The 16789-nt window shown below is 40.7% G+C and carries 17 protein-coding genes; 15 read left to right on the top strand and 2 right to left on the bottom strand.

Going from position 1 to position 16789, the window contains the following annotated elements; translation table 11 throughout:
* The first annotated feature begins 22 nt into the window (after positions 1–22).
* Positions 23–727, top strand: coding sequence for a DUF554 domain-containing protein (locus FILTAD_RS03565; protein ID WP_124069134.1), 705 nt, complete (start codon positions 23–25; stop codon positions 725–727).
* Here FILTAD_RS03565 and yyaC read toward each other — a convergent pair.
* The gene (gene yyaC / locus FILTAD_RS03560; RefSeq protein ID WP_124069133.1) at positions 722–1279 is read right to left on the bottom strand and encodes a spore protease YyaC; all 558 of its coding nucleotides are present in this window, start codon (positions 1277–1279) and stop codon (positions 722–724) included. The genes FILTAD_RS03565 and yyaC overlap by 6 nt on opposite strands.
* A gap of 457 nt (positions 1280–1736) precedes the next feature.
* Here yyaC and FILTAD_RS03555 point away from each other — a divergent pair, with 457 nt between their 5' ends.
* Positions 1737–1934 carry a DUF951 domain-containing protein gene (locus tag FILTAD_RS03555; RefSeq protein WP_124069132.1) on the top strand — a complete coding sequence of 66 codons (198 nt, stop codon included), beginning with the start codon at positions 1737–1739 and terminating at the stop codon, positions 1932–1934.
* A gap of 93 nt (positions 1935–2027) precedes the next feature.
* Positions 2028–3128, top strand: a complete 1101-nt coding sequence (gene ychF / locus FILTAD_RS03550; protein WP_124069131.1) for a redox-regulated ATPase YchF — start codon at positions 2028–2030, stop codon at positions 3126–3128.
* A gap of 90 nt (positions 3129–3218) precedes the next feature.
* Here ychF and FILTAD_RS03545 read toward each other — a convergent pair whose 3' ends face one another.
* The gene (locus FILTAD_RS03545; RefSeq protein ID WP_124069130.1) at positions 3219–3779 is read right to left on the bottom strand and encodes a DUF3267 domain-containing protein; all 561 of its coding nucleotides are present in this window, start codon (positions 3777–3779) and stop codon (positions 3219–3221) included.
* 148 nt (positions 3780–3927) lie between these two features.
* On the opposite strand from FILTAD_RS03545, the gene rpsF reads away from it, so the two are divergent.
* From rpsF to FILTAD_RS03485, 12 genes are all read left to right on the top strand, one after another.
* The gene (gene rpsF / locus FILTAD_RS03540; protein ID WP_124069129.1) at positions 3928–4215 is read left to right on the top strand and encodes a 30S ribosomal protein S6; all 288 of its coding nucleotides are present in this window, start codon (positions 3928–3930) and stop codon (positions 4213–4215) included.
* 55 nt (positions 4216–4270) lie between these two features.
* Positions 4271–4786: a single-stranded DNA-binding protein gene (ssb, locus tag FILTAD_RS03535; RefSeq protein WP_124069128.1), complete on the top strand. Its 516-nt coding sequence runs from the start codon at positions 4271–4273 to the stop codon at positions 4784–4786.
* Between the two features lie 42 nt (positions 4787–4828).
* Positions 4829–5065 carry a 30S ribosomal protein S18 gene (gene rpsR / locus FILTAD_RS03530; RefSeq protein WP_124069127.1) on the top strand — a complete coding sequence of 79 codons (237 nt, stop codon included), beginning with the start codon at positions 4829–4831 and terminating at the stop codon, positions 5063–5065.
* A gap of 205 nt (positions 5066–5270) precedes the next feature.
* Complete coding sequence (locus FILTAD_RS03525; RefSeq protein WP_124069126.1) at positions 5271–6209, top strand: YybS family protein; 939 nt, start codon at positions 5271–5273, stop codon at positions 6207–6209.
* A 12-nt stretch (positions 6210–6221) separates the two neighbouring features.
* The gene (locus tag FILTAD_RS03520) at positions 6222–8195 is read left to right on the top strand and encodes a DHH family phosphoesterase (protein WP_124069125.1); all 1974 of its coding nucleotides are present in this window, start codon (positions 6222–6224) and stop codon (positions 8193–8195) included.
* Between the two features lie 43 nt (positions 8196–8238).
* Positions 8239–8688 (top strand): 50S ribosomal protein L9, encoded by a 450-nt coding sequence (gene rplI / locus FILTAD_RS03515; RefSeq protein WP_124069124.1) that lies wholly within the window; start codon positions 8239–8241, stop codon positions 8686–8688.
* Between the two features lie 12 nt (positions 8689–8700).
* Positions 8701–10053, top strand: coding sequence for a replicative DNA helicase (gene dnaB / locus FILTAD_RS03510; protein ID WP_124069123.1), 1353 nt, complete (start codon positions 8701–8703; stop codon positions 10051–10053).
* A gap of 403 nt (positions 10054–10456) precedes the next feature.
* Positions 10457–11929 carry a LysM peptidoglycan-binding domain-containing M23 family metallopeptidase gene (locus FILTAD_RS03505; protein WP_124069122.1) on the top strand — a complete coding sequence of 491 codons (1473 nt, stop codon included), beginning with the start codon at positions 10457–10459 and terminating at the stop codon, positions 11927–11929.
* A 187-nt stretch (positions 11930–12116) separates the two neighbouring features.
* Positions 12117–12824, top strand: coding sequence for a response regulator YycF (yycF, locus tag FILTAD_RS03500; protein ID WP_124069121.1), 708 nt, complete (start codon positions 12117–12119; stop codon positions 12822–12824).
* A 4-nt stretch (positions 12825–12828) separates the two neighbouring features.
* Entirely contained in the window at positions 12829–14652 is a 1824-nt protein-coding gene (walK, locus tag FILTAD_RS03495) for a cell wall metabolism sensor histidine kinase WalK (RefSeq protein ID WP_124069120.1), read from the top strand.
* Positions 14643–15965: a YycH family regulatory protein gene (locus tag FILTAD_RS03490; protein WP_124069119.1), complete on the top strand. Its 1323-nt coding sequence runs from the start codon at positions 14643–14645 to the stop codon at positions 15963–15965. Before walK ends, FILTAD_RS03490 begins: the two co-directional genes overlap by 10 nt.
* Positions 15952–16785: a two-component system regulatory protein YycI gene (locus FILTAD_RS03485; RefSeq protein ID WP_124069118.1), complete on the top strand. Its 834-nt coding sequence runs from the start codon at positions 15952–15954 to the stop codon at positions 16783–16785. The genes FILTAD_RS03490 and FILTAD_RS03485 overlap by 14 nt, the downstream gene beginning before the upstream one ends.
* Positions 16786–16789: the final 4 nt, after the last annotated feature.

The raw sequence follows: 16789 nt of genomic DNA, 5'->3' as shown, positions 1-16789 counted from the left end.
TTTAAAGGGTGGTAGTAAGTCTATGATTTTATTTGGAACAATTGTTAATGCCCTTTTAATCATTTTCGGTGCATTCTTAGGACGGATATTACATAATATACCTGAAAGAATGAAAGAAACAGTTATGTATGGAATCGGACTTACAGTCGCGGTCATTGGGATACAAATGACATTCGAAAGTTCGCAGATTCTCATTGTAATTATTAGTATTGTGTTTGGTGCAGTACTTGGTGAATGGATGAACCTTGATGAAAAAGTGAATCGACTTGGAGGGTGGATTGAAAGCAAGATGCCCTCAAAAGTCAGCGGTTCTGATATTGCACAAGGCTTTGTAACAGCAACTTTAATATTTGTTGTAGGTTCAATGGCGATTATCGGAGCAATTGATAGCGGGTTAAGAAATGACCATGATGTACTATTCATGAAAGGAATTATTGACGGATTTACTTCGGTCATCCTAAGCTCAACACTGGGTATTGGTGTTGTGTTTGCTGCTGTTCCTGTATTTCTGTATCAGTCAATTATCACTTTATTGTCAACACAAATTAGTCGTTTTGTGCCTGATGAATTATTGGATTTTTTCATATCTGAAATGACAGCCACCGGAGGTTTGATGATTCTTGCAATTGGTCTGAATCTAATTGGACTGACAAAAATAAGGGTTGCAAACCTTATTCCAGGTATACTTGTCGTTGGGATTGTCGTCACGATTGTATATACGTTATGACTTTGAACGTCCATAAGCGAGTTGCATAGAACGACCTAGAATACGGCTCATTTCATAAGGAAGAAGAAGTCGAGTACTTTGTAGTACTGCATGCTCCATGAAACCGGCAATATTAACAATGCCTTTTATAGCTACATCACCAACTGAAGGCAACTCTTTTCCAACTGCTTTGCCGGGATGAAGAGGGCCGCTCTGGATGAGCAATTGGCCGATGGAACCGCCTTTGCCAAGACAAGCGTCTATTGCGACTATGAAAGCGGATGGATAAGATTGAATCGTTTCGTCCAATCGTTGCTGTAAATTCAATGCATGTAACGGATCTTCCAATGTTCCTACTACTGGAAAAGGAAATAAGGGAGATTCAGTAAGGAAAGAACCGGTTAACGGTCCTAGTGCATCGCCAGTGGAGCGATCAGTTCCTATACAGAAAAAAACGATATTTTCCTCGTGGAACGGAATATGCTCAAGGAATAATGAACTAAGTTTCCAAACGGCACCCACTTCTTTATAATGAATCCGGAAATCACAAGTTGTAGAAAGAGCAGCTCGCATAAAAACACTCCCATTCTATACTTTATTGTAAATACTGTATATATGTTGAACAAATGACTTTCGGTATAAACTTAGCGTAGATGCCTTAAATAGAAATCTTTAATCCAATGTTTATAGTAGCCCTTGTACATACTATATACAGCTAACCCATGAATTATACGAAGGGGGGAGAATTGTGGAGTTAATTAAAAACGTACTAATAGGTTGAAAAACTTCTTTTCAGTCAAGAGACCTGGATTGGGCTTGGCCTTACAACACTTAAAATAGTTTTCATCATTACATTGGCAGTAATTGTAGTCCAGGTAGGAAAGAGTATTATCCGGCGTTTGTTTAAAGTGAAGTTAAAAGGACCGTTACGTAAATCAGAGAAAAGGGAAAACACCCTACGGAAATTAGTTGGTAACAAAGTCATTTAAGGATTTATAAAGATAGGGTAGGAAAGGAATGTGCTAGGTAGATGGAAAGAAAGATATTCGATTTAAACGATATAGTTGAGATGAAGAAGCAGCATCCATGTGGGACAAATGCATGGAAAATTATCCGGATGGGTGCAGATGTACGTATCAAATGTGAAGGTTGCGGACATAGTGTCATGATTAAGCGTAACGAATTTGCAAAGAAAATGAAAAAGGTACTCGTAAGAGCCGAGCCATGAACACAGATGGACATCCCTTAGCGTTGTCCTTATAATGGAAGAGTTGAGTAGAGAAAAGAAGACGCGTCATATAGATGAAAGGTTGGGAATTTAATGGCTTTAACAGCTGGAATCGTAGGACTTCCGAACGTAGGGAAGTCAACATTATTTAATGCAATTACAAAAGCGGGGGCGGAAGCTGCAAACTACCCGTTTTGTACGATTGATCCGAACGTGGGAATCGTAGAAGTACCGGACGAGCGTCTTAGAAAGTTGACGGAACTGGTTGTACCGAAGAAAACAGTCCCAACTGCATTCGAGTTTACGGATATCGCTGGTATTGTTGAAGGGGCAAGTAAAGGGGAAGGACTTGGGAACAAGTTCTTGTCCCATATTCGTGAAGTAGATGCAATCTGCCAAGTGGTTCGTTGTTTTGTGGATGAAAATATTACACATGTATCAGGCAAAGTTGATCCAATCAATGATATCGAAATCATTAACCTCGAGCTGATTCTTGCAGACATGGAAAGTGTTGAAAAAAGATGGACACGCGTAACGAAAATGGTAAAACAAAAAGATAAGGATGCAATGGCGGAAGAACCTGTATTAGCCAAACTAAGAGATGCATTTGAAAACGAGAAACCCGCCCGTTCAGTTGAATTCACTGATGAAGAATATGCGCTTGTTAAAGGCATGCACTTATTGACGATTAAACCGATGCTGTATGTTGCAAACGTTGCAGAGGACGAAATTGTAGATGCCGATACGAATGAGTATGTAAACCGTGTCCGTGAATTCGCAGCACAAGATGATGCACAAGTTATTGTCGTTTGTGCGAAAATCGAAGAAGAGATGGCGGAACTTGAAGATGATGAAAAAGAGATGTTCCTTGAGGAGTTGGGTATTAAAGAATCAGGATTAGACCAACTTATCAAAGCAGCTTATCATCTTCTAGGACTTGCAACGTATTTCACTGCAGGTGTTCAAGAAGTACGTGCATGGACATTCCGCAAAGGGATGAAGGCCCCGCAATGTGCAGGTGTTATCCATACAGATTTCGAACGTGGTTTCATCCGCGCTGAAACGGTAGCTTATGATGCACTTGTTGAAACTGGATCGATGGCTGCCGCGAAAGAAGCTGGCAAAGTCCGTCTTGAAGGAAAAGAATATATCGTCAAAGACGGAGACGTTATGTTATTCCGTTTTAACGTATAACCCACTTCAAAATCCAGGCATGATTGGTTAACTAGCCGTGTAACACAACAAAAATGCCGTATTCTACGAACAGGTAGATACGGCATTTTTTCATTGGTCCAATCGGTCGGGTGCATAGGCGTATAATTTGGGAAGCTGTGGATCATCCTTTATCAGCCAATCATCAGGCAGTTTCCGTAATTCCTTATACATCGCAAAATCACCAGCAGCTCCACCGATTAATACAGCGGCCAAGCCAAGCAACAATCCATTACCATAATATAATCCGATAATAGCAGGTACAACACCCGTTGTCCAAAATGGAAGCAGAAGTGCTTTGCGAATGGCATGATTCGTCATTAGCTGATCTGTCGTTGCGTATGCGATGCCCAACTTAAGATTGACGCCGACCACCATTTTCCTCCACGGGACGCGGCCGAAGATTCGGAAACCAAGTAAGTGGAAAAGCTCATGCAACACAATCAGAACAATATAGCCAGTGATGAAGATGACAACTGACCATAAGGTAATCGTAAAAGAAAACCCTTTATCAATCACAATCTTTAAAAAGATAAAAAGCAGAGCTGTTAGTATAGTGATGCGTAAGCTGCTCTTCGCCACTTTCAGTAAATCGATTGCAATTACATGGTCGGGTTCGTGAAGTTCATCCATTAAAATCACCTCTTTCAATAGTATACAATAATAAAGGTTGAAAAATTAACATCATCGTGCTAGAATGTATTGATGTGAGTAATAATTTTTACTTGCTCCTTGCCCGCTGCAATCAGCAGGGCCAAAGTCCATAAGGAGGTGACTAAAGATGAGAAAATACGAAATTATGTACATCATCCGCCCAACGGTAGAAGATGAAGCTAAAAAAGCATTGATCGCACGTTTCGACGAAATCCTAACTTCTAATGGTGCGGAAATCATCGAGTCAAAAGAGTGGGGTAAGCGCCGTCTTGCTTACGAAATTGACGACTTGCGCGAAGGTTTCTATCAGCTTGTTAAGTTAAATGCTGGTACAGAAGCAGTCGACGAGTTTACACGTCTTGCGAATATCAACGAAGAAATCATTCGTCATATGACGATCCGCATCGAAGACTGATCTATAGATATGTGAATTATGAAACTTACAAAATGATGAGGGAGGTTGAATTCTGATGATTAACCGAGTTGTTTTAGTAGGAAGACTGACAAAAGATCCAGAGCTTAAGTATACACAAACGGGTATTGCTGTTACGCGTTTTACGCTGGCAGTGAATCGGGCTTTTCAAAACGCACAAGGCGAAAAAGAGGCCGACTTTATCAGTTGTGTTGCCTGGAGAAAACAGGCTGAAAACGTTGCGAATTTTTTAAGAAAAGGAAGTCTTGCTGGAGTAGATGGTCGTATTCAGACGGGTAGCTACGAAGGACAAGACGGAAAGCGTGTGTATACAACAGAAGTTGTAGCAGATAGCACGCAATTTCTTGAACCGCGCAATGCGAATGCCGATCGATCCGGATCTGCACAGGGAGCGCCATCTTATGGTTCCCGGCAGAATGAGCAACCGAACTATCAACAGTCAAGTCAACAAAATCACCAACCGAATCAACAAAATTATACACGTACTGATGATGATCCATTCTCGTCAGGTAGTGGTCCGATAGAAGTATCGGATGACGACCTGCCGTTCTAATGATTTCAAAGTCTGTGACGATCAAGTAAGGAGGGAAACGATATGGCACCACGTCGTGGAGGCAAAAGACGCCGTAAAGTCTGTTATTTCACATCAAACAAAATTACACACATCGACTATAAAGATACTGACCTGCTTAAGAAATTCATTTCTGAGCGTGGGAAAATCTTGCCTCGTCGTGTAACTGGTACAAGCGCGAAGTATCAACGTAAATTGACACTTGCAATCAAACGCTCACGTATCATGGCACTTCTTCCATTTAGCTCGGAAGAAAGATAATTTAAGCACAATGGACCGCCCCAACAAACCGGCAACACCGGTATGAAGGCGGTCTTTTTTATTAGAAAGTAACAGGAACATGCATTCCATTTTTGGTTTAAAAACAATAAATATGATACAATTGGAGAAACTATTTAGCGGTGCGACTAAAGACCGTTAAAGGACAAAAATTGTTAGCCAACGAATGACCGGGGGAAATTAGATTATGCAAGATAACGCACGAAAAATTACATACGGAGCCATGATGATTGCATTATTTGTCATCCTACTGGCAGTATCATTTTATGTACCGCTTATCGGTGTTATTACGATGCTGTTCATCCCACTGCCCATTATCCTTTATCGATTACGTTATGATCGGGCCTTATCGGTTCTTGTTACAGTAGTGGGTATATTCCTTTCAGTGTTAATAGGCGGAATAGCACTTGTTCCTTTTGCGTTTGTTCACGGACTACTAGGTCTAGTTATAGGTGACACGCTTAAAACGGGTAAAACAAAATTATATACGTTCATGGCATCAGGTCTTGCACTACTGATCACAGGAATGATTATGTATGTTGGGGCTGTATTATTTTTTAAATTCAACATTATTGAAGAAGTATTCGAGAATATGCGCACAGCACAGGACCAAGTAAAAACGCTAATGGAAAGCTACGGTGGACTGCCTGAAGGTTTCGATGAAGCAATGGCGGCCAGTTTCACGTTTTACGAATATGCACTTCCATCAATTTTCATCATCATGGCATATCTAGTTACTTTTACAATCGTTGTTCCTAACGTTGCTATTGTAAAACGTCTTGGTCATAATGTATCGACATTTCAACCATTCCGCAATATGAAATTGCCTGTAATAACGGTCATCCTATACGGACTTCTGCTGATTACACCGTATATGATCAAAATGGAACCGGGAACGAACCTATTTCTGATTTCGGTGAACGCGACAATCATTTTAAGATTTCTCTTTTTGCTGCAAGGAATTTCATTTATCCATTACTACTTGAGTGAAATGAAGCTGCCAAAGGTTGTAACTGTTGTAGCAACCTTACTTGCATTAGTGTTAAGCCCTATAACAACAATACTTGGGATAGTGGATGCGGGTATGAATGTTCGGGCTTGGATTGGAAAAGGCAAGATGAAGTGAGGAGATGAGACAATGACGTCACTTTTCAGAAAAAGAGCTATTCGTTATCCACTGACGGTGTTGTCGCTCCTTGGCGTGATGGCGGCTATTCTTTTGCTTTTGACCAACTTCTGGATAGGTCTTTTATATGCTGTCCTGTTTGTAACAACAATCGGGTTTGCATGGAAAGTAGAAGATCAGACGTATGTTGAAACCGAGAAACATATCGAGACGCTATCATATAGGATGAAGAATGTCGGCAAGGAAGCACTTTTGGAATTACCAATCGGCATCATTCTAATTGACGAAAAGAATACGATTGACTGGGCAAATCCGTATGCGGCAAAGATATTTGCTAAAGAGACACTTATTGGTGATGAGTTATTTACTTTATCAAAACAGTTCCATTCGATTATGAAGAACGATAGTGTGGAACAAAATGTGGTAAAGGTTGGTACACAATCCTTCAAGGCTTTTTACAAACCGGATGAGAAACTTATTTATCTGTTTGATATTACGGAGCAGGTGGAAATGGAGTTTCTTTATTATGCCGATCGTACCGTTTTGGGCATTATACTTGTCGATAATTATGATGAGCTTGCACAAGCAATGGATGACCAAACAAAAAGTCAGTTGAATTCACTTGTGACATCACTCGTCAATCGTTGGGCGACGGAAAATGGTATTTTTGCCAAACGTATAGCTAGTGATCGTTTCCTAACAGTTTTCAATGAAGCAACCTTAGCTGAATTGGAGAAAACGAAGTTCTCAATTTTAGACGATATCCGGGAAACTACCGCCAAGCAAAGCACTGCACTTACGTTAAGCATAGGCGTCGGAATGGGGTCTGCCTCGCTTATCGAGTTAGGTGAATTGGCGCAGTCGAGTTTGGATCTTGTGCTCGGACGCGGCGGCGACCAAGTGGCGATTAAGCGTACTGACGGTAAACTGAAGTTTTTCGGCGGCAAGACGAACCCTGTGGAGAAAAGAACAAGAGTAAGGGCAAGAGTGATTTCGCATGCTTTGCGCGATTTAATACAAGGAAGCGACAAAGTATTTGTCATGGGCCATAAAATGCCTGATATGGACGCAATCGGTGCCTCTATTGGTGTTCGGAAAATGGTACGGATGAATAATATCGAAGGGTATGTAATTGTTAACTCAAACGAATTCGATGTTAGTGTAACAAAGCTGATGGAAGAGATAGAGCAAAACCAAGAGCTGTATAGTCAATTCATCTCACCGGAAGATGCGTTATCAATGATGACCGAAAAGTCACTTCTAATCGTAGTGGATACACATAAACCAAGCATGGTTATCGATGAGAAGGTGATAGACAAGGCAGAGAAAGTTGTTGTCATCGATCATCATAGACGAGGTGAGGAGTTTATCAACAATACGATGCTTGTTTACATGGAACCTTATGCATCATCCACTGCTGAGCTGGTAACGGAACTAATTGAGTACCAGCCGAAACATGAGAAGCTTACGATGCTTGAATCGACTGCATTACTTGCGGGAATTATTGTTGATACAAAGAGCTTTACGCTCCGTACGGGTGCAAGGACATTTGAAGCGGCATCCTATTTAAGGACGAATGGAGCAGATACGGTACTTGTCCAGAACTTACTAAAAGAAGACATTGAGACGTATATTGAACGTTCGAAACTGATTGAAACAGTTGAACTTTTCATGAATGGAATAGCAATTGCAAAAGGCAATGACCTGGATACCTATGGATCTGTTTTTATTGCCAAAACGGCGGATCTTCTACTGTCAATGCAAGGTGTTTCCGCTTCATTCGTCATTGCACCCCGCGCAGACGGTAAAATTGGGATAAGTGCACGTTCACTCGGTGAATTGAACGTCCAACTTGTCATGGAACAACTTGGAGGCGGCGGTCATTTAACTAATGCGGCTTGCCAACTAGAGGTTGAATCTGTGGAAGAGGCCAAAAAAGTGCTACAATCTATACTAGAAGAAATGCAAACAGGTTCTGAGAAATAACGAAATCAGTAGAATACAGATAAAGGGAAAGGGGAAATTCAACATGAAGGTAATCTTCTTGCAGGACGTAAAAGGAAAAGGTAAAAAAGGTGAAGTGAAAGAAGTATCAATTGGTTATGCACAAAACTTCCTTTTGAAAAATAATATGGCGGTTGAAGCCACTTCCGGGAATATGAGTAAACTTGAAGGGCAAAAGAAACGGGTAGCAAAAGATGCAGCAGAAGAACTTGCGGAAGCAAAAGTACTGAAGGAAAAAATCGACAATATCACTATCGAAATGAAAGCAAAATCAGGTGAAGGCGGACGGTTATTCGGCTCAATCACAACAAAACAGATTGCAGATGCATTGAATAAAACAGAAGGCATCAAAGTCGACAAACGGAAAATGGAACTGCCTGATGCTATCCGTGCACTTGGCTTCACAAATGTCCCGATTAAAATCCACCAAGACGTAACGGCAGTATTAAAAGTACATGTAATAGAAGAAAAGTAAGGAGATAGACAGATGGACCAGATGATCGATCGAGTTCCACCCCATAATAACGAAGCGGAACAGTCGGTTATCGGAGCAATTTTCCTGGAACCACTTGCGCTTATTACGGCGGCAGAACTCCTAATGCCAGAAGACTTCTATAGAATGGCGCACCAAAAAATCTTTAATACAATGATTAACCTGAGTGACAAAGGACAGGCAATCGACGTCGTAACAGTAACAGAAGAACTATCTGCAAGGAAAGAGTTAGAAGATGTCGGTGGAATTTCCTATTTGACTGAAATTGCGAATGCAGTGCCAACCGCAGCTAACATCATACACTATGCCCATATCGTAGAAGAGAAGGCGCTTCTACGACGTCTTATCCGTGTAGCTACGTCAATCGTCGAAGATGGTTACACACGCGAAGACGAAGTGGAGACATTGTTATCAGAAGCAGAAAAAAAGATGATGGAAGTATCCAATCGGAAAAATGCAGGCGACTTCAGGCATATTAAAGACGTCCTAGTTGAAACGTATGACAGCATTGAATTACTTCATACACGCAAAGGCGACGTTACGGGTATCCCGACAGGATTCAGAGATTTGGATAAAATCACTGCCGGTTTCCAGCCGAACGATTTGATTATTGTTGCTGCACGACCGTCCGTCGGTAAAACGGCTTTCGCACTTAACGTTGCACAAAATGTAGCGACAAAGACTGATGAGAATGTTGCTATTTTCAGTTTGGAGATGGGTGCAGAACAACTTGTCATGCGTATGCTTTGTTCGGAAGGTAATATTGATGCATCTGTGCTTCGTACGGGTGCTCTTGAAGCGGAGGATTGGCGTAAGTTGACAATGGCCATGGGCAGTCTGTCGAATGCCGGTATTTTCATTGATGATTCACCGGGTATCCGTATAAATGAGATTCGCTCAAAATGTCGTCGTTTGCAGCAAGAACATGGCTTAGGCATGATTATGATTGATTACTTGCAACTTATTGTAGGCAGTGGGCGTTCCGGAGAAAACCGACAGCAGGAAGTATCGGAGATCTCCCGCTCGTTAAAAGGCCTTGCTCGTGAATTAAAAGTGCCAGTTATCGCTTTATCTCAGCTGTCTCGTGGTGTTGAACAACGTCAAGACAAGCGACCGATGATGTCAGATCTTCGAGAATCAGGAAGTATTGAGCAAGATGCCGATATTGTTTCATTCTTATACCGTGAAGATTATTATGACAAAGAAACTGAAAACCAAAATATGATTGAAATTATCATTGCAAAACAACGTAACGGTCCAACCGGAACTGTCACACTCGCATTTGCAAAGGAATATAACAAGTTCGTCAATATCGACTGGAGTCAACACGAATCCGTTTTACAATAAAACTATACACCCGGTGCCCGGTTACTGCCATCATTTGTAATACAGCGTTTGACGTTAGTCATACAAAATCGAAAAACACGTTACTGCCGAAACTATTCGGATAAGTAACGTGTTTTTTGTCGTAAAATCACCGACTAAAAGTGCGATGATTATCTAAAAACGGAGAGATTAATTGTTTAAAGTGTGGAATTATTGAAATGAGGACTAGTAAATTCACAAAATAATTACTAGTATCTGTAAAATGATTGTATAAAATGGATGTAATTATACAATCTCGTTACAAAGTACTAAAATGTAACATCCATAAGAATGGATATGTTAGATTATAGAAGCGTGAAAATTATATTCACAAACTAAAACAATCTACCGGTCTTCCGGTTTATAGACGGAAGGAGCAACGTATATGTCTATTGAAAAAAATAAACAAGATAAGAGAAAAAGAACGCTATTCGGAAGGAAAGCTCCATTCGGTCATATTCAAAAGGTATTCATCATTACGGTGATGCTAGTTACCCTGGGCCTAAATGTAGGTTTTGCGAATGAGGATAAGGGATTGGAGCTACAAACAGTATTCCATGTCTATTCGAACGGGGAATACGTGGGTAAGTTATCTGACGAAAAAAAGCTAGAACAACTGAAAGAACAGAAATTGGAAAAGGCAAACTCCGAATTTAAGAATCTGCCATTAATGATAGGAACCGAGTTATCAGTCATTCCTGAGCGAGTATTCATGGCTGGAACAGAAGATGAAGTTGTTTTGAAGAAACTTCAAAACATAGTAACTGTCAAAGCGGAAGCAGTCGGAATTTCAATTGATGGTGAGTTGGCACTCTTCGTCAACGATATGACTGCCTATAATGAAGTGATTCGAAAACTTAAATTGCAGTCAGTTAACGAGAAAGAGCTTAATGAATTTGAAAATCGTACAAGATCTACTGAACCTATACCACCTCTAAGGGAAAACGAAACACGTATAGCAAATATTATTCTGAGTTCCGATATCCAAGCGGTAAATAGTGAAATAGCTCCGGAAAAAGTAAAACAGGTAAAAGAGGCTGTCGTTTTGCTCAATAAAGGAACGCTTGAGGAAAAGAACTATACGATTCAACCAGGAGATGTACTTGGCTCAATCGCATCGGCGCATAATATGCCTACAGAGAAGTTATTAGAACTTAACCCGGGCTACAGTATCGAATCCATACTTCACCTGGGAGATAAACTTAACGTTACAGCTATTGAACCTTACGTTGAAATAGAAGTTCAATATGAAGCAAAAAAAAGAGTGAAAATTGAACATGAAAGACTAACTGAAAAAGATAGTTCTTTATACAAAGGCGAAAAGAAAGTAACACAGAAAGGTTCAGATGGAGAGAAAATAGTTACCAAACTCATTCGGAAACAAGATGGAAAAGTTGTTGGTCAATCCGTACAGGAAGAAAAGGTTTTAGTAGAACCTACAAGTAAAGTGGTCGTGGTTGGAACAAAAGTAATGTCCTCTAGAGGGACAGGATCATTCAAGTGGCCAACAGTCGGTGGTTATGTTTCAAGCAAAAGGGGAACACGTTGGGGCAGAATCCATCAGGGAATCGATATTGCTCGTCCTTCTTCACGAACGATAAAAGCTTCCGATAATGGTGTTGTAATAACAGCGGGACGTCATAGTACATATGGAAACCGAGTCATTGTGCGTCATAACAATGGGTATAAGACATTGTATGCACACTTAGCATCGATTAATGTCCATGTAGGACAAGTAGTCCCGCAAGGCACAAAGATTGGTGTCATGGGATCAACGGGTCGAGTTACAGGTATGCATCTTCACTTTGAGGTATTTAAAAACGGTTCTAACATTAATCCATTGGACGTACTTCGATAAATAGACACAAAAAGGACGATACATAATTTGTATCGTCCTTTTTGATCTCTTCCTAAGCGTCTGGGGAAGTTATTTCCTGGGGAATAGATGAAGCGAACCTTCTCGTAGAACGTGCGAATGACGTGGAAGAGTGATAAAGTAGACATACATTAATAGATGTGACAAAAGGCGAGAAGAGGGAGAATATATGCAAAATAAAACGATACTAATAGTCGATGATGAAAAACCGATTGCTGACATTATTGAATTCAACTTAAAAAAAGAAGGCTTCAATGTCTTCTGTGCCTATGATGGAGAAGAAGCACTTGAAAAGGTGGAGGAAGTCAGACCTGACTTGATGCTTCTGGACATTATGCTACCTAAACGTGATGGAATGGAAGTATGCCGTGAAGTACGAAAAAAGTACGACTTCCCAATTATCATGTTAACAGCGAAAGACTCTGAAATCGATAAGGTACTAGGATTGGAATTGGGCGCAGATGATTATGTTACAAAGCCATTCGGTACGCGGGAACTCATTGCTCGCGTGAAAGCGAATTTAAGAAGACATATGAAAGTGGCATCTGAAGAAGAAGAAACTACAAATGAAATAACAGTTGGAAACTTAATTATACAACCGGATGCTTATCTTGTTTTAAAAAGAGATGAAACAATTGAGTTAACCCACCGTGAATTCGAACTTCTGCATTACCTTTCAAAACATATTGGACAAGTGATGACGCGGGAGCATTTGTTGCAAACGGTATGGGGTTATGACTACTTCGGTGATGTGCGGACAGTCGATGTGACAATTAGAAGACTACGTGAAAAAATAGAAGATACGCCAAGTCATCCGGCCTGGATTGTTACAAGACGCGGCGTCGGGTATTATTTACGTGATCCGGAACAGGAGTAAAAGTATGCATAAGGTCGGTATTTTTAAATCTATCCATGTTAAGTTTGTGCTGATGTACGTTATGCTTATTATGATAGCCATGCAAATTATCGGACTCTACTTTGCCAAAGAGCTTGAACAAACAATGAAGACAAATTTCACAACGTCTATTGTTGAGCGAATGAATCTTGTTGAATTCAGTGTGGAAGAAGAACTTACGAAAAATAGATCCGCAGATGATTTATCACTTGAGCAAAGTTTGACGACTGTTCTTTCGGGCTTCACTTCAGAAGATATCAATGAAATTATGGTCGTTAACCCGAACAGATATATTCTTGCGACGTCTGTTTTTGATAACAAAGAGAGTGTTGGGCAGCGTTCAACAGACGATATCGTAAAAAGATCGCTAACGTCAGGGACACCATTCGATATGATTTATTTGGATACGGATTCAAGAAGTAGAATTTGGGTCCGTGCATCCCCTATCAAAGAGGGGGATGAAGTGATTGGAACTGTCTATCTGGAAGCGAATATTGAAAAAGTTTTTAATCAGATAGAAGAAATCAATCAAATTCTTGCTGGCGGTGCTGCCGTTTCTTTAACCATTACAATAATTATCGGGATCTTCATTGCCCAAACAATGACTAGACCGATTTCCGATATGCGGCGTCAAGCGCAAGCGATGGCAAAAGGGAATTACTCTCGAAAAGTGCATGTCTACGGAAATGACGAAATGGGTCAGCTGGCGATTGCCTTTAATCACTTGACTAACCAGCTGCAAGAATCTCATTCAACGACGGAGAGTGAGCGGCGAAAACTTGCATCTGTACTTGAAAACATGACGGATGGCGTCATTGCGACGGATCGTAAAGGGCGCGTCAGTCTCATTAACGATGCTGCACTGGCTATGCTTAGAATGACACGTGATGTTGTGTTGAACAGACCGATATCCAGCATTCTAGGGCTAGAGCAAGAGTATTCATTCGAAGAACTTATTCAAATAAAAGAATCCCTTGCACTCGATTTTAGTACGGAGGAAGAGCCGTATATTTTACGAGCAAGCTTTTCAGTGACCCAAAGGGAAACGGGCTTTGTAAACGGACTTATCGTTGTGATGCATGATAATACCGAACAAGAAAAAATCGATATGGAGAGACGTGAATTCGTATCAAATGTATCACATGAATTGCGTACACCATTGACGACAATGCGAAGTTATTTAGAGGCATTAGCTGACGGTGCGTGGAAGAACGAAGAAATAGCGCCGTCATTCTTGCATGTCACACAGACTGAAACGGAGCGCATGATCCGACTTGTCAATGACTTGTTGAAACTATCTAGAATGGATAGTAGAGATTATGATTTAAATAGGGAATGGGTTGAATTTAATACATTCTTCAATTCAATCATTGACCGCTTCGAGTTTTCAAAGTCAAAAGATGTCCAATTCCTTCGATTCCTATCTAACAAGGAATTGTTTGTTGAAATTGATACAGATAAGATGACGCAAGTAATCGATAATATCATTTCGAATGCATTAAAGTATTCTCCGGATGGCGGCAATATTAGCTTTGATGTTACGCTGTCAAATGACGTTGTTACTGTGATGATTGCAGACGATGGAATGGGAATACCGCAAGCTAACGTGAAACGTATCTTCGACCGGTTTTACCGTGCCGACCGTGCCAGATCTCGCGCGATGGGCGGAACTGGGCTTGGCCTTGCAATTGCCCGTGAGATGGTAATGGCTCATGAAGGGGAGATATGGGCGGAAAGCGAAGAAGGCAAAGGGACGACAATCTTCTTTACATTGCCGTTCGAACTTCAAGAGGACGGTGAATGGGGTTGAAATATATTGAAACGGTCAAATCAGTTGTTCTTGTCTCACTTGTTCTATTAAGCATGACACTGACATTTTTCATTTGGACGTATACGCCTCGCTATAAAACAATTGAAAAGCAAACAGTAGACATTTCCATCGCAGAAAAACAAGAAATAAAAAGCATCATTAAACCATATAAGGTGCTGTTTAACTTTGGAGAAAAGATGAATGGAACAACCGACTCAAAGGAAATTGATCAAGTTGTAAATGCCATGAAAAATTGGAGAATCTCAGACGTCGAATTAGAAGACAATAACTTCAATGAAAAAAAAGTGGACCAATTACAACGCAAAAAGAATCATTATACATTGTTTTTTCATGGGCAAGTTCCCCTAATTCTTTATGACAATGTATTGAATATCGACGATTCTACTTTTATGGGCGCCTCTTTTGACCGCCTGATTGTAGATTGGAATCCAGCCAGCATGGTAATGGAAATCCACTTTGTAAACGGAAAAGACGGAAAGCGCTATAGTGCAAATGCAAAAGTAGATGATTATCAACGTTTTCATCGTTCTGTACTAACGCGGGGGCATGATCTTGGCTTATACGTGGACGTGAATGCGGGAGGTTCCCCATTCATCGCCGTACCGGCTAAACCAATCGAAATAGAGCGGGACGTCTACTACCCAAGGGACATAGGTGCCGATAAGTTCCGGGATGCGCTTTTCACAGATCCGAAATCAGTGCGTAAAAGCCAGATTAGTTTAAATAAAGAACAGTTCCAAGATGATCACGCTTTAATGAATATCAATACAGTCAGCAAAGAATTATCTTATGTGTATCCAGTTGCAGAAAGTCCACTGGAAGCAGCTCCCTCTGAATTACTGAAGAAAACAATTGACTTTGTAAACGAACATGCGGGCTGGACAGATCAGTTCAGATATATGGATATGAACCCTCAAACCCGCTCTGTTACGTTTCAATTATTTTCAAATGGATTACCTGTCTTTAGTGATACAATAACTTCCATTGAGCAAGTTTGGGGAGAAAACCAGGTTTTTAAATACATTCGTCCACTCTATACACTTGGTTCACCATCCTCTTCGGGGACAGAAGAAGCGATTCTTCCTTCGGGTATTGAAGTAGCTGAAAAGCTGCGGGAGTCAAAAGAGACTAATTTTAGTGCTGTCAGGGAAATTGCGCCGGGTTATTTTATGGAGCATGATAGCCAAGAATTATTTTTCATCATGGAACCGGCATGGTTCTATTTAGTGAATAACGAATGGAAACGTTTTTCACCAGAAGGGCCCGGGGGTGAATTGATTGGATTGGAATAAAACAAAAACGATTTTTATAATCGTATTTTCAATTCTCAACGTCTTTCTTTATTTGCTTTACGTGAACCGACTTACAGAAGCACAAAACCTGCAGGTACTTGGGAAAGTAACGATTGAGGAATCACTTCGGATGGAAAACATCTCATATGGTGAACTGCCAAACTACGAAAAAGATTCGTCATATCTATTTGCAGAAGCGGTTACGTTTACGGACAAAGAATTAGAAAGCCTGAAAAACCAGACATTCAGTGTGGAGGGCACAAAACTTATTTCAAAAATGATTGATCCCGTAAGTGTGCGAAACACTAAAGGAGATTATAACTTCACGGAGTTCTTATCCAAGAATGTGTTGCACGGGGCGGAGTACACCCTATGGGAAATAGATAAAAAACACCAACAGGCGCTTTACTTTCAAAAAGTGGACGATCATCCAATCTACTTTAGTCAAGATGCAATGCTAACGATCTACTGGAATAGTGAAGGAAAAGTGACCGGTTATGAACAGCACATGTTTGGGGACTTTAACAAGTTCAATCGGAAGAAGGATTTACTTCCCCCTCTACAAGCTATGGGCTCCTTATTGTCACGTGGGTACTTAAAAGCGGATTCAAAAGTTATTGAGTGGAAACTTGGTTATTCAACATTGATGAAACCGACAGAAACACAGGAATTCACAACGACAACGAAGCAAGTATTTGCTCCAACGTGGTTTCTTCATGTAAAATTGAAGAATGGGGACACGGAAGACTACTTCGTCAATGCAGATGAAGGAAAAGTTATAGAGTTCCAGCACGAACCGTCTGAAGACGATCAAAAGTAAGGAG

Origin of the sequence: Filibacter tadaridae (genome assembly GCF_900609045.1) — a bacterium.
GTDB lineage: Bacteria > Bacillota > Bacilli > Bacillales_A > Planococcaceae > Sporosarcina > Sporosarcina tadaridae.
The sequence above is the reverse complement of the archived record's forward strand: the minus strand, read 5'-3'. Positions and strand labels throughout refer to the sequence as shown.